The sequence below is a fragment of the Pseudoalteromonas sp. MMG024 genome, from assembly GCF_021654175.1.
In the GTDB taxonomy this organism is placed as follows: domain Bacteria; phylum Pseudomonadota; class Gammaproteobacteria; order Enterobacterales; family Alteromonadaceae; genus Pseudoalteromonas.
Genome location: NZ_JAKFZO010000027.1, coordinates 1 through 23,670, shown reverse-complemented (window position 1 = coordinate 23,670; position 23,670 = coordinate 1). Strand labels below are relative to the sequence as shown.

Below are 23,670 nucleotides of genomic sequence, written 5' to 3'. Positions count from 1 at the left end.
CGATTAGCACTTGTTTGGCTGGCTCAAATACTCTAACGACTGGCCTTTTGTTTCTGGTAAAAAACGTATAATGATTACCAGCGCCAAGAACGCAAACACGCCATAAATTAAAAATGTGGTTGCCGCTCCTAAGGTTGCTAGCTCCCACGGGAAAACCAGCTGCACTAAAAAGCTCACAAACCCATTGATTAGTGCCAAAAGCGAAATGCCAACACTGCGTAATTCGCTCGGAAATACTTCGGAAAAGAACACCCACATCACAGGTCCTAACGACATTGCAAACGATGCAACAAAGGCAGTGATACCAAAAAGCACAAGACCTGCATTGATGTCGGTCGCACGCATTAACAATTCACTGCCCACTTGCCTAAATTGCTGCTCGCCAATGGCTTCGACAACTGCATTTTTAAACGCAATGTCAGATGTATAGACTTTAGATAAAAGAGGTGAAAAACGTGAGGTATTTAGGTTCTGATGGGTTGCCACTAACGCAGCAACATCTTTATTATTAATTTGATACGTTGCCTGCTTAAAACCATAACTGCAAATAAACATGCTGATACATACCCCCACCAAACCAACGGTAAGTAATGGCTTTCTACCAAATTGATCAATAGTGATCAGCGCTACAAGGGTAAACAACACATTAATCGCACCAATCCAGCTTGCTTGTAAAAATGCGGCATCAGTGCCAATACCACTTTGCTCAAATATCACAGGCGCATAAAAAAAGATAACGTTAATACCTGATATCTGCTGCGCAATGGCTAGGGTAATTCCCATTAACAAAGCCAATCGCACCTTACTTGTGAAAAGCCCTTTAAAACGGGTAAAAAACGCGCTCTGCTGATTTTCAATTACGCTGATTTCTTGTAGCTGCGCATCCACTTCCGTTTTAGAAAACAACCGATTAAGTACCGCTTTCGCATCGGCTTGATGATTTTTAAGCACTAACCAACGCGGGCTTTTTGGCAGCAAAAATAAAGCGAAAAACCACACCATAGCGGGTACTAATTCGAGTGCCAGCATAAAGCGCCATGTTTCAGCATGTATGCCTAACAAGCTTAATGTATTCCCCTCGGCATGCCCTAGCTGTAACAATACGTAATTTGAGAAATACGATACCGATAAACCAATCACAATATTTAATTGGTTTATCGACACTAATCTACCACGCGATTTGGCTAAACTAATTTCCGCAATGTACATTGGCGTAATAAGCAATGAGCAAAACGCCAATCCACCTATAAAGCGCGCCAACACTAAGCTTTCAAAATCACTGGCTATTGCAGAGAAATAAGCGGAAACAATATATAACAAGGCCACCGCAATTAAGGTATTACGGCGACCAAAATGGTCACTTAAAAACGCGGCAAAAAAGCTGGCAATAATTGCACCTAAGGTTGGCGCACTCACTACTAAGCCTTGTTGCCATTCATCGAGAAAAAACTGTTCTGAAATAAAGCCAATTGCACCGGAAATAACCGAAGCATCAAAACCAAATACAAACCCACCAAACGACGCAATAAGCGCAAATTTGGCTGAGGGAGAGATCCGATTAGCCAGCACGCACGGCTCCTAGCGAGTCGCGAATCACTAATTCAGGTTTAAACAAATGTGTGATTTCTGTATTAATTTTTTGCTGATAAATATTACTAAGTACCCAATTCGCTGCCATTTCACCCATTTTTGCAATTGGGTTATCTACCGTGGTCAGTTTTGGATATAAATAGCGGGCAAATAACACATTATCGAAGCCAATAATCGATAAGTCGTCAGGAATACTGAGCCCATTTTCACGTGCCGCCGTCATTGCGCCAGAGGCCATTTCATCATTTGCACAAACCAGTGCTGTAAATGATTGATTGGCTGAGCGCAGCACATTAAATCCAGCTTGACCTTCCGATTCGTGATAACCACCCTCAAAGCATAAGTCACTATCGAATGGGATGTTTGCTTCTTGTAGCGCTTGTTTATGGCCTGCTAAACGTTGCTGTGCATCTTCTTTTAAATGAGGACCACTGATGTAGGCGATTTCAGTATGCCCTTGTGCAATTGCCGCTTTGGTCGCTAAATAACCGCCTAATTGGTTATCAAGTACAATGCAACGCTCTTTTAGAGATTCGATATCACGGTTGATCAGAATGATCTCGATGTTTTTTTCGAGTAACGATTTTAGATAGTCTTCAGATACTGCCTCAGCGTTTAAAATTAACGCGTCGCAACGGCGACTAATCAAAAACTCAATGGCTTGTTTTTCTTTTTCAGCTTCACTGTGGCCTGCGGTGATCACCACATGTTTTCCGGCATCACGCAGCATGGATTCAATTGAGCTCATCATGTCGCCAAAAAATGAACCATGCAGCTCTGACACCAATAATCCCACACTATTAGTGCGATTAGAGGCGAGTGACTGTGCAATCGCATTAGGTTTGTAGCCAAGCGCATCCATTGCTTTGTGCACTTTTTCTTTTGTGCGCTCGCTAACTCGGGCGTTACCGTTAATCACTCGTGAAACGGTCGCTAATGATACGCCAGCGGCTTTTGATACTTCGTAAATAGTTGCCATAAAAAAGAAAACTGTGTCTACATTCAATAAATTTAATGGTTATTAGTTTGAATTTCTAGCGTTTATTAGTGCTTTGTACGCAAGTGCGCTTTGCTTTAGTGTGCGTTTTTGCGTTTTATAATCAACATGCACTATGCCAAAGCGCTTAGTATACCCTTCTGACCACTCAAAGTTATCTAATAAACTCCACACAAAATAGCCTTTTATTGGCACCCCGTGCTGAATTGCTTGTTCAACCGCCAATAAATGTTCGTCAATGTAATCAATACGTGCCAAGTCATTCACTTCACCATCCAAAATTTCATCATCAAACGCCGCGCCATTTTCAGTGATATAGATATTTGGTAATTCAAATCGGTTGTTTAAGTCGGTCAGTAAATCAAAAAATGCACTTGGAACAATTTCCCAACCCATTGCTGTTTTTGCGTATTCATTTGTATTTACTTCTTTAAACAGCACATTGTTTCCCGCTTGGTACACCTTGCGGGTGTAGTAGTTAATACCTATAAAATCGAGTGGTGCAGCGATAATTGCCATATCGCCTTCAGTAACTTCTGGTTTTACATCGTCAGGCAATACGTCAGCAATATCTGGATATCGCCCTTCAAGTAGCGGCATTAAATACCACAAGTTCAAATATTCATCGGCATGACGACAGGCAAGTGCATCTTGGTCTGAATTGGTTAATGGGTAACACGGCGAGAAATTAAGCACAATACCGTTTTCAGTACTTGGGCTTAAACGGTTTAATACTTCCATCGCTAAGCCATGTGCTAACAGTAAATTGTGCGCAGCAATTTTACCGGCCTTTTGGCTGGTATGCCCAGGCGCATGAATGCCTAGTTCATAGCCTAAATACGCTGAACAAAAAGGTTCGTTTAAGGTTGCAAAAGAATCAACATACGGTGAAATGTAAGGGGTGATTGTTTCTACATAATGGGCAAATTCATAGGCTGTTTGACGATTTAACCAACCCCCTTGGCTATCAAGGTAATCTGGTAAATCCCAGTGATAAAAGGTAACAAAAATCTTCATACCTTGCGCTTTTAACGCTTGAAACAAGTTGATATAAAACTTAACACCCTCAAGATTTACCGTACCGTCTTCCAACATAACGCGACACCATGACAATGATAAGCGATATGCATCAACACCAATATCGGTCATTATTGCGACATCCTGTTGCCAGTGCGCAATATGTTCGCAACTTAGATCACCATTACTGCTATCGGCAATCACGCCATCTTTTTCGCAAAAGGAATCCCAGTTTGCCTTTAATCGAGTATTTCGAGCACCTTCAATTTGATACGACGATGTTGCCACACCAAAAATGAAATCTGGCTGCATCATATTACTCGTTGTGGCTAAGCGAAAATGCTTCATGGTATTTAACACCTTGTTTTATGGCTACTTTACTTGTTAGCACTTACCTAAAAGCGAATCAAAACCTGATTTATATTTGATATTTTAAATGCTTTCTGCAATTATCAAACTATAAATGTAAGCGCTTACATAATTTAAATGTAAGCGCTTACAACAAAAAAATCAACTGGAGATCATCGTGAGCTCACCCAATCCAATAAATCAGACTATGCAAGTCGAGGCTAGCAACACCTCAAACACTCAGTTTGCACTCGTTGCTTTAACTAGCCTCTTCTTTATGTGGGGTTTTATTACTTGTCTTAATGACATTTTAATTCCCTATCTAAAAGAGGCCTTTACCCTTAATTACACTCAAGCAATGCTTATTCAGTTTTGCTTTTTTAGTGCCTATTTTATTATCTCGCTACCTGCCGGTAAGTTAGTCGGGAAAATCGGTTATCAAAAAGGCATTGTGACAGGCTTAGCCATTGCCTGTGTGGGCTGTTTGTTATTTTACCCTGTGGCAACTTCTGGCATCTATGCGCTTTTCTTAATGGCGCTATTTGTATTAGCCAGTGGTATTACGATTTTACAGGTCTCTGCAAATCCCTATGTCAGTGCGTTAGGTGACCCTAAAACAGCGCCTTCTCGTTTAACATTAACTCAGGCATTTAACTCATTAGGTACCACTGTAGCGCCATTATTTGGGGCCGCGTTGTTTTTCTCAGCTGATAGCGCTAATCAAAGTCATGACGGTACCGCCGTACAGCTACCCTATTTAATTTTAGCCGCGTCGTTATTGGTATTAGCGCTTATCTTTTTAGTATTAAAGTTACCTAAAATCGCTAATCAAGAAACGCCTCAAGTTACTCAAGGCTCTGCATGGCAACACAAGCATTTAGTGCTCGGTGCTATCGGTATTTTTGTCTATGTGGGTGCCGAAGTAGCGATTGGCAGTACCTTAATCAATTACATTTCAAGTGCCAGTGCAACGCAAATGACTGAAGCCACCGCTGCCAAATACATCGCTTATTATTGGGGCGGTGCCATGGTCGGTCGCTTTATTGGTGCTGCTGTGATGCAAAAAGTATCTGGTGGCAAAGTATTAGCCTTTAATGCGGCCCTTGCTATCGTATTGATTGTGGTATCAATGTTAAGTTCTGGCCCTATCGCCATGTGGACCATGCTCGCTGTCGGTTTATGTAACTCAATTATGTTCCCAACTATTTTTAGTCTTGCGATTAACAACTTAAAAGAGCACACCTCACAAGGCTCGGGCATTTTATGTTTGGCTATCGTGGGCGGTGCAATTATCCCTGTGTTCCAAGGTATCGCTGCTGATACCATTGGCTTAACACTCTCATTTATTATTCCTGCCGTATGTTACGTATTTATCGTATTCTACGGTGTGAAAGGACATGTGCCATCAACTACTCAAGGACAAAACAATGAATAAACAGCTATTTTCGCTCTCAGCACTTTGTTTGGCTCTGAGCGGCTGTATGTCGGGCAATGATAATGCCAAACCAACAAACACTAAAAACGATATTTGGCCAAAAATCACAAGCCCTGTGAAATACGATGCAACGCTTGAAAGTAAGGTTGAAGCGCTGCTAGCACAAATGACGCTAGAGCAAAAAATCGCGCAGATGATCCAACCTGAAATCCGCAATATCACTGTTGAAGATATGCGTCGTTATGGTTTTGGGTCTTATCTAAATGGGGGCGGTTCGTTCCCTAATGGCGATAAACACGCTACACCAGAAGACTGGATTAAGCTCGCCGACGATATGTATGTGGCGTCAATTGATGACTCACTTGATGGGTCTACGATCCCAACTATGTGGGGCACTGACGCAGTGCACGGCCATAACAATGTAATTGGGGCAACGTTATTCCCACATAATATTGGTTTAGGGGCGGCAAATAACCCCAAATTGATGGAACAAATCGCGGCTATCACAGCAAAAGAAGTGATGGTTACCGGTATTGATTGGGTGTTTGCACCAACGGTTGCCGTTGTGCAAGACGACCGCTGGGGCCGTACCTATGAAAGCTACTCTGAAGACCCAGCGCTTGTGAGAAGTTACGCAGCATCAGTGGTAAAAGGCTTACAAGGCGAAGTGGGTAAAGACTTTTTAGGCAATGAGCGCGTAATTAGTACCGTAAAACACTTTGTGGGTGATGGTGGCACCGTTAATGGTGACGACCAAGGCGATAACTTATCGTCTGAACAAGACTTATTTGATATTCACGCGCAAGGCTATGTTGGCGGTTTAAATGTTGGTGCGCAATCTGTAATGGCATCATTTAACAGCTGGCATGGCGAAAAAGTACATGGGAATAAATACCTACTTACCAATGTGCTAAAAGAAAAAATGGGCTTTGATGGCTTTATTGTGGGCGACTGGAATGGTCATGGGCAAGTGGCTGGTTGTAGCAATGAAAGTTGCGCACAATCAATTAATGCCGGCCTTGATATTTTTATGGTGCCTTCTGATTGGAAAGCTTTAATGGCAAATACCATCGCACAAGTAAACGCAGGCGAAATTGCACAATCGCGTGTTGATGACGCCGTGCGCCGTATTTTACGCGTAAAATTCCGCGCGGGTTTATTTGATAAGCCACGCCCAAAAGACAGAGCACTTTCAGGCAAAACAGAGTTAATTGGCCAAAAAGCGCATCGTGACGTTGCTGCACAAGCAGTGCGCGAATCGCTGGTATTGTTGAAAAACAACCAGCAACTCTTACCGTTATCACCTAAACAGCGCATTTTAGTGACTGGTGATGCAGCCGATAATATTGGTAAACAATCAGGCGGCTGGACAATTACATGGCAAGGAACGAATAACCAAAATAGTGATTTCCCAGATGGTTCATCAATTCTGGATGGCTTACGCAGTCAAGTAACTGCTGCAGGCGGTACACTCGATTACAGCCTTGATGGCAGTTACTCAGCGAAGCCCGATGTCGCGATTGTGGTATTTGGGGAAGAGCCTTATGCTGAAGGCCATGGCGACCGCGCAACCCTTGAGTACCAAGCGGGTGAAAAACGCGATCTTGCCCTATTAAACAAATTTAAAGCTGCCGGTATTCCAGTTGTCGCCGTGTTTATTAGCGGCCGCCCTATGTGGGTTAATGCTGAACTCAATGCATCAACTGCATTTGTTGCAGCTTGGCTACCTGGCTCGGAAGGTGCAGCGATTGCCGATGTACTGCTTCGTAAGGCAGATGACAGTATTAATATTGATTTTAAAGGTAAACTACCCTTTAGTTGGCCAATGAATCCAAATCAGCATGTAGATTTTTATAAAAACAGTAATGAAAAACCGCTTTTTGCTTACGGCTATGGATTAACATCAAAATCAAATACTACTCTAGCAAACGATTTACCTGAACAATTTGAGCGTAAAGCGGGCGATATTAAGAGTGTGTCTATTCTTGAGGGTGAAGTGAAAAAGCCATGGCAAGCTTGGTTGTTCTCAGGCGACAACAGCGAACAAATCACCTCAAGCACTTTGAATCTTGACGGTATTAATTACCGTACCATTGATAAAGTAATTCAAGAAGATGCGCGCAAAATTTCAATCAGTGGCGAGCAACCTGCAGGTCTGCGCTTTGCCAGTAAAAGCCATTTCCGTGAAGACTTAAGCAATTTAGTATCAGGTACAGCACAACTTGTGTTTGATATAAAAGTTGATAGCCAAAACATTAAAAATGTGTGGCTAACCATGAACTGCGAAGGCACTGCAGATGTACCGGGAAGCTGCCATAGCAAAATGGATATTACTCACTTACTAAGCGCCAAAGCAGATGGTCAATGGCATACCCTTTCCGTTGATTTAGCGTGCTTTACTCAGCAAGGCATTAAGTTTAATCAGCTAGTTGTGCCGTTCGAAATTGGTTCATCGAGTGCACTCACGCTATCCCTTGCTAACATTAAGATTACACAATCAGAGACACCTGCAATGCAAATGTGTCAGTAGGTTAACTGCCCCCACATTAAAGCCCTTTTCAAGTGACGTGAAAGGGGCTTTATTCATTTATGACATTCACAAAACACTCAATTTCAAATACCGCGCCTTGATTCTCAACGCGTCGGCTAGTGATTTCGCCATTAAGTAACTGAGTTACTAAGTTATAAACGATGTGCATTCCCAAGCCACTGCCACCTTGATTACGCTTAGTGGTAACAAAAGGTTCAAACATACGCTCCCGAACGTCTTCTGAAACACCTTTACCATCATCTTGATACAGTACAACAAGCTTGCCGTTATTAAGTGTTATGGAAATCGCAATATTGCCTTTATTTATACCTTCAAAACCATGAGTTACCGAGTTTTGTATAAGATTAGACATCACTTGATACCAAGCGCCGGGATAGGTTTCCACGACTAGACTCTCGGAGCATGCAATCGATACAGTGATATCTTTTCCTTTAGTCAGTGGTGCTAACGATGTACGCAACTGTTCAAGGTATTCACGTACATGCACTTCGCGCATTTGCTCTGAAGACTGATCAACCGCCACTTGTTTAAAGTTAGCGATAAGCGCTTCGGCGCGCTCTAAATTGCGTTGCACCAATTGGTACACTTCGCGCTGTTTTGCAATTTCGTTTATTAGCGTCGCCTGATTTAGGGTTTTATTGTTCAGTTGCGATTCGATCAGTTCAATGCTTTCTTGATTTGATGATACACCGGTAATCGCAATACCAAGTGGCGTGTTAATCTCATGGGCAACACCAGCCACTAAATTACCCAGCGACGCCATTTTTTCGCTTTCAATTAAGTCTTGCTGCATTTTTTCGAGCTCATCTAAGGTTTGCAGCAATTGCTGATTATTTTGTTCAAGTTGCAATGTACGCTCTTGCACTTTCTCTTCTAGCGACTGATTCAGTTTCTCAAGGGCAAACTCATTTTCTTTCAACTTTTGAATGTCTTGAATTCCGCCTACAATACGCTCAGCAACACCGGTACTGCTTCTGCTTACGACTTTTCCACGGTCGCGTACCCAGCGAAATTTACCTGATTTTTCTTTAATTCTAATCGCTATTTCGTAGCTATCAATTTCACCCGAGATACACCGCTCTAGCTTATCTTCCAATAAAATACAGTCTTTCGGATGCACATAACGATGTAACTCATCTAACAGCACGGCATCGGTTAACTCACCGAAATCAAGTTGGCTACTTACACTAAAACGATGAATGGTATTGTTGGCAATATGCCAATCCCATAAATCATCACCACTGGCCCAAAGGCTTATTTCAAAACGTTCGTTCAATTGCTTCATTTTGTTGTTATCACTTAGCACTTGGCGATAGCGTTTAACCCGTGAATACACAATTAACGAGCCAATTAACAATGCAAAAAGCAGGTAACTTACTTTCGCAACATTCGACGCCCACCACGGCGGCACGATAGTCAGTTTTAGCTGGTGCGCAGCAGAGGCATTATTAAAACGGTCCACCAAATAGGCTTCAATTGTGTAATTACCCGGCGTGAGGTTAATTAAATCAATTTGATTACGCCCTTGTTCCAGTTTGATCCATTTATCGCTTAAACCAATCACGCGATAATAAAGATGGGAAAGGCGATCAGACGCTAAACTTGTTGATGAGTACGCAAGCGAGAGAATGTTTTGCTTAGCTTTTAGCGTAAGGGATTGCGTCAGCTCAGGCACAGAGGAGAGTTCTTTGGCGTTATTCGGCGTGAGCTCATTTTCAAGCACCTTGATTGCGCTTAATTGCACATTTGGTTTTTTACGGGCGCTTTCAATTGCATTTGGATAAAACTGATTAAAACCGTTTGAACCGCCGAGAAATAATCGACCCTCTTGGGTTTTTAATGCCGCATTAAAGTTAAATTCGTTTGATTGAATGCCATCATTACGTAAATAATTGCGAATCGTAAAATCATCACTTTGAATATGGCTTAACCCGCCACTGGTTCCTGCCCAAAAATTACCATTATTGTCTTTTACAAGTGCCCAAATGGCATTATTGGCAAGACCATGTTTACGCTCAACAATGCGCGCTAATGTCATATCTGGATTTACAATACTGAGACCTTTATCGGTAGCGGCCCATATGCGATTTTGCGCATCTTTGTCGATCATAAACACCAAATCAGAGCTCAACCCTTGCGCTTGATTTATTGACACCAGTGTTTCGCCGTCATATTTAAATAACCCCATGCCAATACTGCCAAACCATAAATGTTCCCCATCGGTGTATAGCCCTGTTGCGTGTTCGGGCGCATTTTCGTTATTTTTAATAAAATGGCTAAACTGCTTGGTGTTGGGGTTAAAAGTGAGCAAACCTTGGCTACGAGAGCTAAAAACTAGCTCGCCTTTATAACTAATCACTGAGTTAAAGCTTTCGACTTCTTGGTTGTTTATTTTAGGTTTCACCAACCAAGTTTGCCCTGTGGTTAAATCAAACTTGGCCAAGCCCGCACCACGACTGGTGATCCACACATTGTCGTTAAAAATGGTTAAGTCGGTAATAAAGGTGTTATTAAAAGTTTTTAAAGATGGGTAAATACTCTCAGCGGCAAAAAATCGCTTATTTGAATACAAATAAATGCCTTTAGATGTGCCAATCCATAGGGTGCCGCTAGCATCAAATTCAAAACTTCTCACATCATAAAAATCACTGCTACGAGCAGTATCTTTAAAATTATAAACATGGCCAAATGCATTACTTAACTCACGATAGTGATACAAGCCTTGGGTTTCGGTACCAAGCCAAATGTCACCTTCTTGGCTTTTAAATATAGCTAGAATCGTGTTTTCAGCCAATCCCTTTTGGTTACCCGCTTGGCGCTTGAAGTGGTGTAAAATCTCGCCTGAGTGCGATAACTGAAAAGCACCTTGGCTTGATGCGATTAGTAAATCATGGTCGAGTAAACTGAACTGAAATACCTCGGCCATATGAGAAATAGGCAACGGCTTACACCACATGTTTTGTAATGGCGCTAACTGATAGAAACAAACCTGCAACGCATTATCTAATAACACTAACGCGTTATTTTTTACTGCGATTTGTTCTATTTTACCTGGCAGTAACAACTCACTTTTTGCTGCACCAATTTGTTTAGTAACAATACCTTCGTCTGTAACTGCAAACCATTGAGATTGTGCTAGATGAATAGCTCTAACATTCGACTCATCAAAAATGTCTTTACCTAACAGCAACCCTTTTTCAGTTTGATACACATATAACTCACCGTCATCACTGGTGATCACTAAACTATCATCATTACACGATAGGCTTTTAATGCGCTCAACAGACTCACCTTCTTTATTAATACTGATTCGTTCAAACTCACTGGTTTCGAGATGATATCGTGACAGCCCTGTTTGTGTACCTATCCATAAATAGTTTGTTTGGCTACAAAGCGATGTAATAAACCCACCTGCGAGTTTATTGGAAAGTGGTTGTGCGGGGAAAAAGTGCTTAAAGCGTTTACCGTCAAAGCGATTTAGCCCTGATTGCGTGCCGAGCCAAATATAACCAAATTTATCTTGCGTGATTGCAGTAACGGAAGCTTGGCTGAGGCCATTATCAAAATCATATTGCTGCATTACTTGGGCAATATCATCAAATACTACCGTATGTTTTGGCGCAGCGCTTAGTAACGTTGGCAGTAAACTTAATAGCAGCAAAGTAACGCCAGCAATGTGTGCGAAAAGGTCTTGTTTTGAAGCGCGTTGCAGGCGCGTAATCACAATTTTTTTCATTAATTAATAATGGTTAGCGTTACAAAATCCGTCAAATTTTGGCCACAAAAAAGCCGCATCGAAATGCGGCTTGCTGACAACAAGGGAGTATTAGTTAAATGAATAACGCATACCAAAGGTGTAGCGCGGACCATATTGACGAGCAAATAAGAATTGCTCTTCATATCGACCATAGCCTTGCTCGGTTTCGTTGTTCAAATTAATGCCTTCAAAAAACACGGTGAAGTCTTCATTAATGTCGTAGTTCACACTCATATCGATTTGACCGAATTCTTTCGCAAATTGCGGTGGCGCATCCGATGAACCTTGTGCTTGGCCAACACCAATTAAGTATGCATCACGCCATGCATAAGTGAGTTTCACCGACAGACCGTGTTTTTCATAAAACGCTTGGAAGTTTGCCGAGTCGCTTAAGCCTGTTAGCGGCGCTTGCTGCACTAGGCTGTTAACGTCAAACTCAACATCACCATCAACAAAAGTGGCATTTACACCTAAACCAAAGCCGGTATCACCAATTAAATGCTGAACCGCCAATTCAATACCATCAACAGATTTACTATCGGTATTGGTTGGCTGACTAATATTCCACACAATTAGTGGGTCGCCTGCAGTTGGTTCAATTTTACCATCTGCATTACCATGACCATTTGCCAACATTTGCTCAAAAATTGCGGTGCTGGTTGCTTGCTCACCACGGGCTTCTATATCGGCAATCGCCTGTAAATAACGTGGGCCATTGTAAATATCGTTTAAGCCGTCGATAGTCGTTTCGGTAATCGTGGTTTGAATAAAGTTATCCACATCTTTTCTAAAATAGCCAATCGATGCATAACTGCCTTCGCCATAGTAATACTCAAGCGATAGATCTAAATTTGTTGACTCAAACGGTAACAAGTTGGTGTTACCTTGAGAACCTGTGCGAGCACCAGGTTTTGGACTACCACTTAGTAAGCGAACCCCAGCTAAATCGCCAAGTGGCGCACGAGACATCGTTTTACCCCAAGAAAAACGTGTGACTAAATCATCAGTCAGATTGACACGTAAATCCATCATAGGTAGCCATACATCGTACCCGCCTGTTTTCTCAAGGAAGTTATCGCTGCCACCGGCTTCATACTGCATAATCCACTCAGAGGCACTTTCCCAATTCACCTGTGTTTCAACGCGTTGACGAACATTACTAGTTACGTCAGTATCTTCGTAGCGTACGCCAACAATTAGCTGCGCTTCGTAGTCTGCTATCTCAAATTGCCAATCACTTTGTAGGTAAAATGCCATGGTTTCTTCGGTAACAGCACCTTGTGCATCAATACCGTCAAAATACGGGTCAATTGAATAAACATCGCCACCCATAATATCTTCAGTTAAATAAGCAAGCTGGCGCGCAACCGCTTCATCGAAGTCGTAACGGTAGAAATAATGCGGGTTTAAATCACTGCCACCGCCAGCAAATTCATCCAGTAAGTCGCTGGTATCATGACGTGTAAACATGCTGTCTGGGAAAATTTCGCTAAACGATGGATTAAAGCCTGGACCACCTCGTAAACCACTCCATGCGTTAGAGCCACTCATAGTTTGGTCGGTAAATGTACCGCCAAACTTAACCGTGACGAGTGGAATATCAAAGGTGTCGTTAAACCAAGTTGTATGCAGTTGCAATTGCTCGATTTCAGACTTGCCTGGCGAGTGAATAAATTGGCTAAAGTTAGAATCTATTTCACTTGGTAGTAATTCGTTTGATCCATTTCGCCAGTTGATCATTGCATGCGGAATATCACCAGTGCGGTAGTCATATATTTTGTTAACCAGCTGATCTGAGCCGAGAATAACTTGGCCAGAACTACCTAACCCTTTGTCTTTACCATTGTCGGTTTCATTACTTGAATCGTGATAATCAAGTTCTACTTTCCAATCATCACTGATTTCCCAAACAAGATTTAAACCAATTGATTTAGAATCGACTTCTGTGGTGTCTTTACTTGCCGTAAACGAACCATCGTTACCACTGATATCGGCAAACACAGCTGTGCCATTTTGGTCTAACTCATAGCCGTTAATATTGCCGCCAAACTCATTCCAAATGCCCCAGCCTGCAATTTCTGTTGCCGTAATAGCATTGGTGTATGTGTAATCTAGCGTCGCAACTAAGCCGTCTATAGGTTCATATTGGAAGGTCACTTGTGCATTGCTGCGTTCACGTTCTACATCAGCAATGCTGTAGTTCATATCTTTTGGAAAGAAATGGTTGCCAATGCGGTTGCCTTTGCTGTCTAACGCTCGCGGATCAACAAACGACCCCTCTTCTAACGTTGGTAAGTCAACATTAGCTTGCCAACCTTGAATATTGGCTACTTGACGCTGAAAATCTCGTTCTTGACGTGAAAACGACACACCAAAGCCGAATCTATCATCAAAGAAGGTGTTGCTGTAAATGCCGGAAATTTCTGGTGTTACATCATCACCGTTTTCATTTGAGCTATCGTAAATCCCCTTTACAGTTGCAGTTATTTGCTGTCCTGGGCGTTGGAATGGTTTAGCGGTAACAATATTTACCGTTGCCCCTAACCCCCCAGTTGGCTTTTCAGCGCGCGCGGTTTTATACACTTCTAACGTGCTAACACCCTCTGCGGCGAGGTTTTCAAGTTTATATGAACGCGAGTTACCCGTACCAGGCATTTGACGGCCATTAAGTGTAACCAAGTTGAAGCTCGGCCCGAAACCACGCACTGTAATTTCACTGCCTTCGCCATTTGAGCGGCTAACCGATACGCCGGTAATGCGCTGGAGTGATTCCGCTAAATTTGTATCTGGGAATTTACCCATCTCTTCAGCGCTGATCGCATCCATTACACCAAACGCTTCGCGTTTTAGGTCCATTGCACGAATTAAGCTGCCACGGATCCCTTTAACTTCAATAACTTCAACGCCTTTTTCCGCATTTTTGTTTTGCGCTAGTTGCTCTGCGTATATTGGCGTCGCAAGACTTGTACCTAGTAAGCCAGCCACTAACATTGCTACTTGGCTTTTCTTATAGCTTGTTGTTTTCATAATCTTTCTACTTATCTTGATTTGACTTTAGGCAAGCGAAACGCTTGCCACCAATAATCGTTACGGATTTGCAATTACTGCGTTATCAACGCGATAAACCGCACCTTCACCCGTTCCCCACGCAGGGAATATCATGACCACATCGATAGCACTAATATCTAAGCCACGGCTAAACAGCTCTTGCATCGTAAAGGTATACGTTTGCCACTCGCCTGTGCGCGGCATCTCGCCTTCTAGACTGGCTGATAGTGGTAATTCAACGGCAGTGGATGCATCACCAGACTCAATTTTAAATAACCACTGAGTATCTGGATTAATCGGCATATCAACCACTTTCATTTCAAAGCGAACTACACCCGCTTCAAGTAAGTTAGCGGCATCAAAATACACACTATCTTCGGCAAAAAAGCCCATCACCGTTGGCTGTGCGCCAATTACGTACTGTGCTACCGTGCCATGTGCATCATCATCTTGTTCCTCAGTCGGTGTAGAACCGCCACAGCAATCCCAAATGCTCCAATTGTCAGCAACGGTATTCATAAATAAAGTGAGTTCACCGCCCGCAGGTTTTGTCGCTGTTGGGTCGTGAATCTTTGCATTATCAACACGATAAATTGCACCTTCGCCTGTGCCCCACGCAGGGAAAATCATCACCACGTCAATCGCACTAACATCAAGGCCTTTCGACACTAATGTTTTAATTGGGAATGTGTATGTTTGCCATTGCCCTGTTGTTGGCGCCACGCCTTCAATTGCATCAGTAATTGGCAACTCAACTGCACTGGCTGCATTATCAGATTCTAGTTTGATTACCCAAGAAGCGTCTGGGCTTAGCGGTGCATCCACTACTTTCATTTCAAAGCTCAATACACCATTTTCAATAATTGTTGATGCATCGAAAGGTTTATCGCTGCCACCATTTGCTGAGCGGGTAATAAAGCCCATTACTGTTGGACTTGCTCCAATTTTAAATTCAGCGACTAAACCATGGGCATCGTCGTCAAGTTCTTCAGTAGGCGTTGAGCCACCACAACAGTCCCACATCGGCCAATCAGGGTTTTCACCATCAGCAAACAGTACTAACTCTGGTGAGGTGCTTGGTGCACCGATTTGTACTTCGTCAACAAGGTATTCAGCGCCTTCACCTGTGCCCCATGCTGGGAAGATCATAATTACATCTAAAGCGCTAATATCCATTCCGGCCTCAGCCAGCACGCTGATTGGGAAAGTATAGTCTTGCCATTGACCAACAACTGGGTCAACACCTTCAACGCTGGTGTTAAGTGGCACTTCATAGGCGGTGCTTGCACCAACACTTTCTATTTTAAACATCCAGGTTGCATCTGGATTACTTGGTGCACTGGTCACTTTCATTTTAAAACTAACAGATCCCGTTTCAATCACACCTGAGGCGTCAAACGGTGATGCCTTACCTTCAGCATCAGTAATAAATTCATCGCGCGAAATAAAACCATTTACTGTTGGCTGATTGCCCACAGTAAACTGCATTACGTCACCACGCTCTTCATCGCTCATAATGCTAGGCGTTGAGCCACCAGAACAATCCCATGCAGGCCAGTTAGGGTTAAGTACACCATCAAAAATCATCACATTTGTATTGCCACCAACGGGAGGTAATGTCGGCGTTGGCGCTGCACCTTCAACGAGTGCATCGTCTAACTTATCATAACCCGGACGTACCGTTTCACACCCTTTACCAGTATCTGGATTTGCTGCACATTCGTATACACGTACATAGTCAATTTCAAAGCTATTGCCGTTTGCAAACGCCGCTTCATCAATACCAAGATCGTTTACATTTTCAGGCCAATCACCACCTACAGCAAAATTTAAAATCATGTAAAACTGCTGATCATACGGTGCGCTTGTCCAGAACGTTTTTAACTCACCGGTTACTTGATCAAAATATTCAGTAAACCAACCTTTGTGCGCAAGTCCTACCGCTTCATCTTTACTGTTATAGCGCACCTCAGACTGGCGCTGTGTTGCGTAAAGATAGTTATCAACATACCAACGAATTTCACCTTCTTGCCATTCAATAGCGTAGTCATGGAAATCGTCAGCGGGATTCATACCATCGGGTAGTAAGTAGGCTTTGCCTGAACTTGCATTGTTAGGCCATTCTCGACCGTAGTGGAGCGTGCCATGCACATAGGCCTCGGATTGCCCCTCAGCGGTGTTTGCTTTTAGGTTGACCGACTCAACAATGTCAATTTCACCCGAACGCGGCCAACCACCATAAACTTCATCGGTTGGCATCATCCAAAACGCAGGCCATGCGCCTTGCCCAGCTGGGAGTTTCGCACGCATTTCAAAACGGCCATATTTAAAATCAGCTTTGTAGCGCGTATTTAGACGCGCTGAAGTATAAGGTTTTTCGCTTCCTTCTGGGGCAGGTTTTGCCACTATGTGCAACATGCCATCCGCGACAAAGGAGTTCTCGTCACTGTCGGTGTAACATTGCTTTTCGTTGTTGCCACCACCGGCACAATTTACTTCATGACGCCATTTATTGGCATCAATACTAGTACCGTCAAATTCATCATTCCAAACCATTACCCAATCACTTACCGGCTGACTTGGGTCAACTTTGGTAAGATCTGTATCCGTGTTGGTACTACCACCACAGCCCGTTAAAGCTATTGCCGATAATCCCAACGCATAGGAAGCTATATGTCTCGCTGCGTGTTTCATGATCTTCGCCCCGATAGAGGATTTTATTTTTAATATAGTTTAGTTGTCGTACATTTTGTAAAAACAAATGTAAGCGCTTTCATTTTTAGTTAAAAATAAAAGCACGGAAATGTAAGCGCTTTCATTTAAATTAAGTCACTGCGTACAAAAGATCAAATTTTTTTACAATTAAGTTAAACAATGCTTCTTTTTTAATGCATTTATTGCATCATTCTTTTAGCCCAAAATCAGCATTTTCCGGTCAAAAATAGAGCAAACGTTATAAAAGATGAATTAAATGGAATTAAAGGAACCTGTAATTTAATGATACTTAGCACAATAAAACACTATTTAATCAATTGTTGTGTTTATAAAATTAATGCAATCGTATGTAATGCTTTTCAGCTTGTTTTATATTGTATACTTTAGCGTTTTAATATTAAAAATTACAAAAAACTGACAACATATTAAAGGAAATAACATTGAGCTCACCTAACCCAATTAATCAAACCGCTCAGGTTGATGTTGGCAACACCTCAAACACTCAGTTTGCACTCGTTGCTTTAACTAGCCTCTTCTTTATGTGGGGTTTTATTACTTGTCTTAATGACATTTTAATTCCCTATCTAAAAGAGGCCTTTACCCTTAATTACACTCAAGCAATGCTTATTCAGTTTTGCTTTTTTAGTGCCTATTTTATTATCTCGCTACCTGCCGGTAAGTTAGTCGGGAAAATCGGTTATCAAAAAGGCATTGTGACAGGCTTAGCCATTGCCTGTGTGGGCTGTTTGTTATTTTACCCTGTGGCAACTTCTGGCATCTATGCGCTTTTCTTAATGGCGCTATTTGTATTAGCCAGTGGTATTACGATTTTACAGGTCTCTGCAAATCCCTATGTCAGTGCGTTAGGTGACCCTAAAACAGCGCCTTCTCGTTTAACATTAACTCAGGCATTTAACTCATTAGGTACCACTGTAGCGCCATTATTTGGGGCCGCGTTGTTTTTCTCAGCTGATAGCGCTAATCAAAGTCATGACGGTACCGCCGTACAGCTACCCTATTTAATTTTAGCCGCGTCGTTATTGGTATTAGCGCTTATCTTTTTAGTATTAAAGTTACCTAAAATCGCTAATCAAGAAACGCCTCAAGTTACTCAAGGCTCTGCATGGCAACACAAGCATTTAGTGCTCGGTGCTATCGGTATTTTTGTCTATGTGGGTGCCGAAGTAGCGATTGGCAGTACCTTAATCAATTACATTTCAAGTGCCAGTGCAACGCAAATGACTGAAGCCACCGCTGCCAAATACATCGCTTATTATTGGGGCGGTGCCATGGTCGGTCGCTTTATTGGTGCTGCTGTGATGCAAAAAGTATCTGGTGGCAAAGTATTAGCCTTTAATGCGGCCCTTGCTATCGTATTGATTGTGGTATCAATGTTAAGTTCTGGCCCTATCGCCATGTGGACCATGCTCGCTGTCGGTTTATGTAACTCAATTATGTTCCCAACTATTTTTAGTCTTGCGATTAACAACTTAAAAGAGCACACCTCACAAGGCTCGGGCATTTTATGTTTGGCTATCGTGGGCGGTGCAATTATCCCTGTGCTCCAAGGTATGGCCGCTGATACCATTGGCCTGACGCGCTCATTTATTATTCCTGCCGTTTGTTACGTGTTTATCGTATTCTACGGTGTGAAAGGACATAAAACAGACGCTTAGGCGTTCAAAAATCCAGTATTTTAAAGGCCACATAATGTGGCCTTTTTTATCTAGATTATGGTTAACACGTGAGCAGTTTTAATAATAAATAAGACTCTCTAGTCTAACCGCCACCAAATTAGCTTTCTTACTTTTCTGCAAATCAGAATTATGATCTATTACCGAGATCTAGGTATTATTTGACTAAAAATCAGCCACAAAGAAGAAAGTTAGCTAATGTTGTCTAAACTTTAAGGAATTATTTGTTTCAACAATGGACAGTATTAATGAGATTAAACTTTTCACATAAGCCCCTAATAAATAACTATAAGGGCTTTACGTTAATCGAAATAATGTTGGTTATATCGATTATCGGTATTTTAGCAATGGTTGCGCTTCCTAATTACCAAGGCTATGTGAATGAATCAAAAGCCGCCTCTCTTTTATACCGAGTTCACTCTATAGGCCTTGCCTACCAAGATGTTATTGCTACAGCTCCAGGCGCATTAGCAAAGCCGGATGAGCTATCCAGTGAGAAATTTGGGGCACCTCCTGCCTACTTACCAGGCTTAGCGAGTCAGTTCACAGAAGAGTTTAATATTGAATTTTCTGCCCAGTTGGTTAATCACTCTGGCTATTTTCACTACACGGGCCATGAAGCTTTCCCTGTTTTGTTTTTAAAAGCCAATGACCAAAACGGAAAAAATGTGCTTAATGCCCTCGATCATGTCACTAAGTTACAACATTCTTTTGTGACACCAAATATAATGATTATTGCATTAGCAACTCCATTTGAAACACACCAAACAAGTGGGCAAACTGTAGCAACCACAACGAGTCAACCACAGCCCGACCCAATCACAACACAAAAACCACATAACTCTCCTTGTAATCCAGGATTTTATCTTTGGCCACCCGAGCAAGGGCAACAATATGGAACGTGTCATTCATCACCTCCACCAAGTGTTACAACTAACAGTGGAGGGAGTAGTGATAACGGCCAAAGTGCAACTCCAGTCCAAACAAAGCCACTGCCAGCAAGTAATGGTGTTAGCGCAAGCAACTCTGGAAGCCAATCAAGTTCATCGAGTAGCTCCAACAGCCAAACCAATGCTGGCAGTTCTAGCTCATCAAGTAGTGCTAATAGTCAATCAAATACAGGCAGTCAAAGTAATGCAGGTTCTCACTTAAATTGGCCTCCGGGTTGGGTGAAACATCCTGATAAACATCAGGGTCAACTTCATGGTAATCATTAATTAATTGGAGAGCTAAAAATGGATTCTACAAACAAACGTTGGAAAGAGAATATTGCTGAAGCAATGAATGAAACTCAAAACAAACAACCAGTGAATAATAACACAACAATTATGTTACCAAGCTGGATAACATACGCAGTGTGCATTGTATTCGGATTTTTAATTGCTAAAACCGCTGTTACTGGGGTACAAACACATCAAACAAACTATGACAGGGATTACCAAACCGGCAGTTCTGTTGCTTTATTAATGGTAGCTGAAGACGTAGAGCACTATAAAACAAACTATGGCAAGCTTCCCGACGAATTACCGAGTCCTATTGCTTCAGTAATCGATGTTTCATATCAGAAAATTAGCAAGGATCATTTTCGTTTAACCATGCCTCATGGCGATTCAACGATTACATTTGATGCCAAAGACGATAAAATTTACATGGACTAACTATGGCTGAAAATAATGAAATTCATCGAAGTAATCAAACGTTTCATTGGCTTCATCGTTTTTGCAATGAGCATATAAATAATAAAGAGCTTAATATTGACGAGCTCTTTGAAAACAATGGTGCTCTCAATGCTTGGGAAAGTGCAGAATCAATTCTCCAAGTTGATGCGAATACACTAACGAGCATGGTCGCAAAGCATTTTGAGTTGGATATTGCCGATAGCCCACAAAATATAACTGAAGAGCTGTTGCATTTCGTGCCTCTTAAAGTAGCCAAAGAATATGGTATTTTTCCGCTAAGTTTAACCGATGGTCAACTCATAGTAGCTTCACCTCACCCATTTGATTCAGACATGGAATCAATGGTTGAATTTTTAACAAGTCTTCATGTCTCGTCTCAATTGGCTCATCCTAGTGTTATTGCAAAGTGGACAGAGCTATTTTATGAAGACGATGCATTATCGCAGAATGATCTTGTTATAAAATCCAATCAAGCAAATACATCATCCTCAGTGGCAGAATCTATTTCTGCAAACTCAGCCATAGTTAAAATTGTGTCTGAGATGCTTTTGGAAGCATTTATTCTAAAAGCGAGTGACATACACATTGAGCCTTTTCAGGGAGGTGGCGTAGTTCGTTATCGCATTGATGGTATGTTGCGTGTTATTTCAGAGTTACCTTCTCAAGTATTCATTCCCATTATTCAGCGTATTAAAGCAATTTCCCATCTAAATTTGGCTAAGAAGATGGTTCCTCAAGATGGTAGTGTAAGTTTGGAATTAAAGGGCCAAGATGTTGATTTACGTGTATCCACATTACCGGTGCGAGGCGGAGAAAAAGTTGTCATTCGACTTCTAATAAAATCAGCTGTAAATCAAATAGATGAGATTGGCCTTCAAGACAAAGAGCTCAAAACGTTTAAAAACTTACTCCATAGCAGCGAGGGGATTTTTATCATAACAGGCCCTACGGGATCAGGCAAAACCAGCACACTTTACTCTGCTCTTAAAGAAATAAATGCCCCAGAAAAATGCCTTGTCACTGTTGAAGACCCTGTAGAATATGAGATTGAAGGTATTGCCCAAGTTAATATCAACCCAAGTCAAAATCTTACTTTTTCGAGTGCGCTTAGAAGTATTTTACGACAAGATCCAGATGTCATTTTAATGGGCGAGGTGCGTGATGAAGAAACAGCAGAAATAACTTTTAGAGCAGCTATAACTGGGCATTTTGTCATGACCACCTTGCATACCAGTGATGCCATCACAACTATCCCGAGGCTGATTGGATTAGGTGTCTCCCGGCCTATCCTAGCTGATTCCTTAAAAGGTGTGGCAGCGCAGAGACTTGTACGAAAACTTTGTTCTTGCTGTTGTAAAGAAAGTACCGAAGATGAATATGGCAAACGCCTTAAAAGCATTTTTCCAAAACTTAATATTATGACCCCCGTCGGTTGTGATAAATGTAACCAAACTGGCTATAAAGGCCGTATGCCTTTATTTGAAATCATCACGATGGACCAAAACTTAGCTGATGCAGTCAGAGCTGGCGAAAGTTCAAGTGCGCTCAGAGAGATGGCATCTAAAAACGGTGCTAGAAGCCTCTACCAAGTAGCTATTGAGGCTATTTCTAAGGGGCACACTTCTGCTGAAGAAATTAATAGAGTATTAGGAGAATCCTTTTGGAAAGCATGCAGTGAAAAGCCATAACTGCAAGTGCATTTTAAATCACAACAAAAAATTGACGATTTATGGGCATATTGCCTATTGAATCCACATAAAGTAATTTCATTTAGCCGCTTTTAAAGGCATATCAGATGATTTTAACGTTCTTGGGTGATTTGGTTTAAAAAATGCATACAAAACGCTGTATGCATTTAACAAATTTCAAAAGTTATCACCATGAACAAACAAGAAAGTATAGTGTATGTATTGAGCGGTTATGCAAAATGCGCAACTTCAAACAATGATAAGTACAAACTTGGTAATAAACACTCTATCGGCCTGTTAACTACCGATAAAAACTATCAAGAAAATATCAAACAGCACAAAAGCTTTATTAAGCAAAAAGGCTGGGAATCTATTATGTTTTGCATGGTGGAAGAAGTAGAGGATATTAACTCGCTATCCAATAGTGTATTGATTTCTAGCTTTAATCGCGCGCAAAAAAATGGTCAGTCTCTTGTGGTAAACGATCAAGCTATTACAGTGCACTAACGAAAAAAAATTTGTGTATTTTAACTGTAGTTAGTGATTTTAAAAATCACTAACTATTTGATGTTCTGTTTAAATATGTGCGGTACGCAACTGATAGCAATAAACATAAAGTAGCAGGTAATAGTAACGCCATAAATTGGTAGCGAGAAAAGCATAACGCGCCTAATACCCCGCCAAAGATAAAGCCGAGAATAATAAAACCGAAGAGTTTCGCTTTTCGCTTATCAAGTCTGTCTCCTCTAAAGATGGCACCTAGCATAATACCCAAATCTGTAAAAATACCCGTTACATGCGTCGTTCGAATAATAGCGCCGCTGTAGGTTGTTGCTAGCGCGTTTTGTAAGCCACACGCGGCTGACGCAAAATAGTAACCATTGTGTGAGCCACTGGTTAAAAACCACGCTTACTGTCACAAATCATTTTGACCGTACCACCGCACAGTAGTGGCGCATAAATCCCAGTTATGTTTTCAAGCAAGGTGCTAAATGGCAGTAAGCTCAGGTGCTTTGGATTACTTAAACCAATCACATCAATTAAGCTTTTGGCAACGGTTAACTGATTATCACGGCTTAAACACACACCTTTTGGAGTACCGGTTGAACCAGAGGTAAAAGTAACTTTTTGCGTCCCTTCAGGTATCGTAA

General features: G+C 41.8%; 12 protein-coding genes and 3 pseudogenes. 7 read left to right on the top strand and 8 right to left on the bottom strand.

Annotated elements, in window-relative coordinates; translation table 11 throughout:
• Positions 1-3: 3 nt before the first annotated feature.
• The 3 genes from L1068_RS19185 to L1068_RS19175 are packed head-to-tail and all read right to left on the bottom strand — an operon-like array spanning position 4 to position 3,952.
• On the bottom strand, positions 4-1,569 hold the full coding sequence (locus tag L1068_RS19185; RefSeq protein WP_237131505.1) for a sugar porter family MFS transporter: 1,566 nt from the start codon (positions 1,567-1,569) through the stop codon (positions 4-6).
• A complete protein-coding gene (locus L1068_RS19180) occupies positions 1,559-2,569 on the bottom strand; it encodes a LacI family DNA-binding transcriptional regulator (protein WP_237131504.1) in 1,011 nt (336 codons plus the stop codon). Before L1068_RS19180 ends, L1068_RS19185 begins: the two co-directional genes overlap by 11 nt.
• A gap of 42 nt (positions 2,570-2,611) precedes the next feature.
• Positions 2,612-3,952: a GH1 family beta-glucosidase gene (locus L1068_RS19175; protein ID WP_237131503.1), complete on the bottom strand. Its 1,341-nt coding sequence runs from the start codon at positions 3,950-3,952 to the stop codon at positions 2,612-2,614.
• Between the two features lie 208 nt (positions 3,953-4,160).
• Here L1068_RS19175 and L1068_RS19170 point away from each other — a divergent pair, with 208 nt between their 5' ends.
• A complete protein-coding gene (locus L1068_RS19170; RefSeq protein WP_237131531.1) occupies positions 4,161-5,387 on the top strand; it encodes a sugar MFS transporter in 1,227 nt (408 codons plus the stop codon).
• Between the two features lie 46 nt (positions 5,388-5,433).
• Entirely contained in the window at positions 5,434-7,917 is a 2,484-nt protein-coding gene (locus L1068_RS19165) for an exo 1,3/1,4-beta-D-glucan glucohydrolase (RefSeq protein WP_237131530.1), read from the top strand.
• Positions 7,918-7,966: 49 nt separating this feature from the next.
• On the opposite strand, the gene L1068_RS19160 is transcribed toward L1068_RS19165, so the two are convergent.
• The 3 genes from L1068_RS19160 to L1068_RS19150 form a co-directional block, all read right to left on the bottom strand.
• Complete coding sequence (locus L1068_RS19160; protein ID WP_237131502.1) at positions 7,967-11,674, bottom strand: two-component regulator propeller domain-containing protein; 3,708 nt, start codon at positions 11,672-11,674, stop codon at positions 7,967-7,969.
• Positions 11,675-11,764: 90 nt separating this feature from the next.
• On the bottom strand, positions 11,765-14,722 hold the full coding sequence (locus L1068_RS19155; protein ID WP_237131501.1) for a TonB-dependent receptor: 2,958 nt from the start codon (positions 14,720-14,722) through the stop codon (positions 11,765-11,767).
• 60 nt (positions 14,723-14,782) lie between these two features.
• Positions 14,783-17,437, bottom strand: coding sequence for a glycoside hydrolase family 16 protein (locus tag L1068_RS19150; protein WP_237131500.1), 2,655 nt, complete (start codon positions 17,435-17,437; stop codon positions 14,783-14,785).
• 479 nt (positions 17,438-17,916) lie between these two features.
• On the opposite strand from L1068_RS19150, the gene L1068_RS19145 reads away from it, so the two are divergent.
• The 5 genes and pseudogenes from L1068_RS19145 to L1068_RS19125 all read left to right on the top strand — a co-directional run bounded on the left by L1068_RS19145 (position 17,917) and on the right by L1068_RS19125 (position 23,026).
• The gene (locus tag L1068_RS19145; RefSeq protein ID WP_237131529.1) at positions 17,917-19,134 is read left to right on the top strand and encodes a glucose/galactose MFS transporter; all 1,218 of its coding nucleotides are present in this window, start codon (positions 17,917-17,919) and stop codon (positions 19,132-19,134) included.
• Positions 19,135-19,400: 266 nt separating this feature from the next.
• Positions 19,401-19,544 (top strand): annotated as a pseudogene (locus tag L1068_RS19140) (prepilin-type N-terminal cleavage/methylation domain-containing protein); the annotation flags it as partial.
• Positions 19,545-20,387: 843 nt separating this feature from the next.
• Positions 20,388-20,810: a hypothetical protein gene (locus L1068_RS19135; protein ID WP_237131499.1), complete on the top strand. Its 423-nt coding sequence runs from the start codon at positions 20,388-20,390 to the stop codon at positions 20,808-20,810.
• 2 nt (positions 20,811-20,812) lie between these two features.
• The gene (locus L1068_RS19130) at positions 20,813-22,519 is read left to right on the top strand and encodes a GspE/PulE family protein (RefSeq protein ID WP_237131498.1); all 1,707 of its coding nucleotides are present in this window, start codon (positions 20,813-20,815) and stop codon (positions 22,517-22,519) included.
• Positions 22,520-22,711: 192 nt separating this feature from the next.
• Positions 22,712-23,026 carry a hypothetical protein gene (locus tag L1068_RS19125; protein WP_054981276.1) on the top strand — a complete coding sequence of 105 codons (315 nt, stop codon included), beginning with the start codon at positions 22,712-22,714 and terminating at the stop codon, positions 23,024-23,026.
• 49 nt (positions 23,027-23,075) lie between these two features.
• Here the strand turns inward: L1068_RS19125 and L1068_RS19120 are convergent.
• Both L1068_RS19120 and L1068_RS19115 read right to left on the bottom strand, forming a co-directional pair.
• Positions 23,076-23,339, bottom strand: a pseudogene (locus tag L1068_RS19120) (DUF1275 family protein); the annotation flags it as partial.
• 80 nt (positions 23,340-23,419) lie between these two features.
• Positions 23,420-23,670: pseudogene (locus L1068_RS19115) on the bottom strand (AMP-binding protein); the annotation flags it as partial.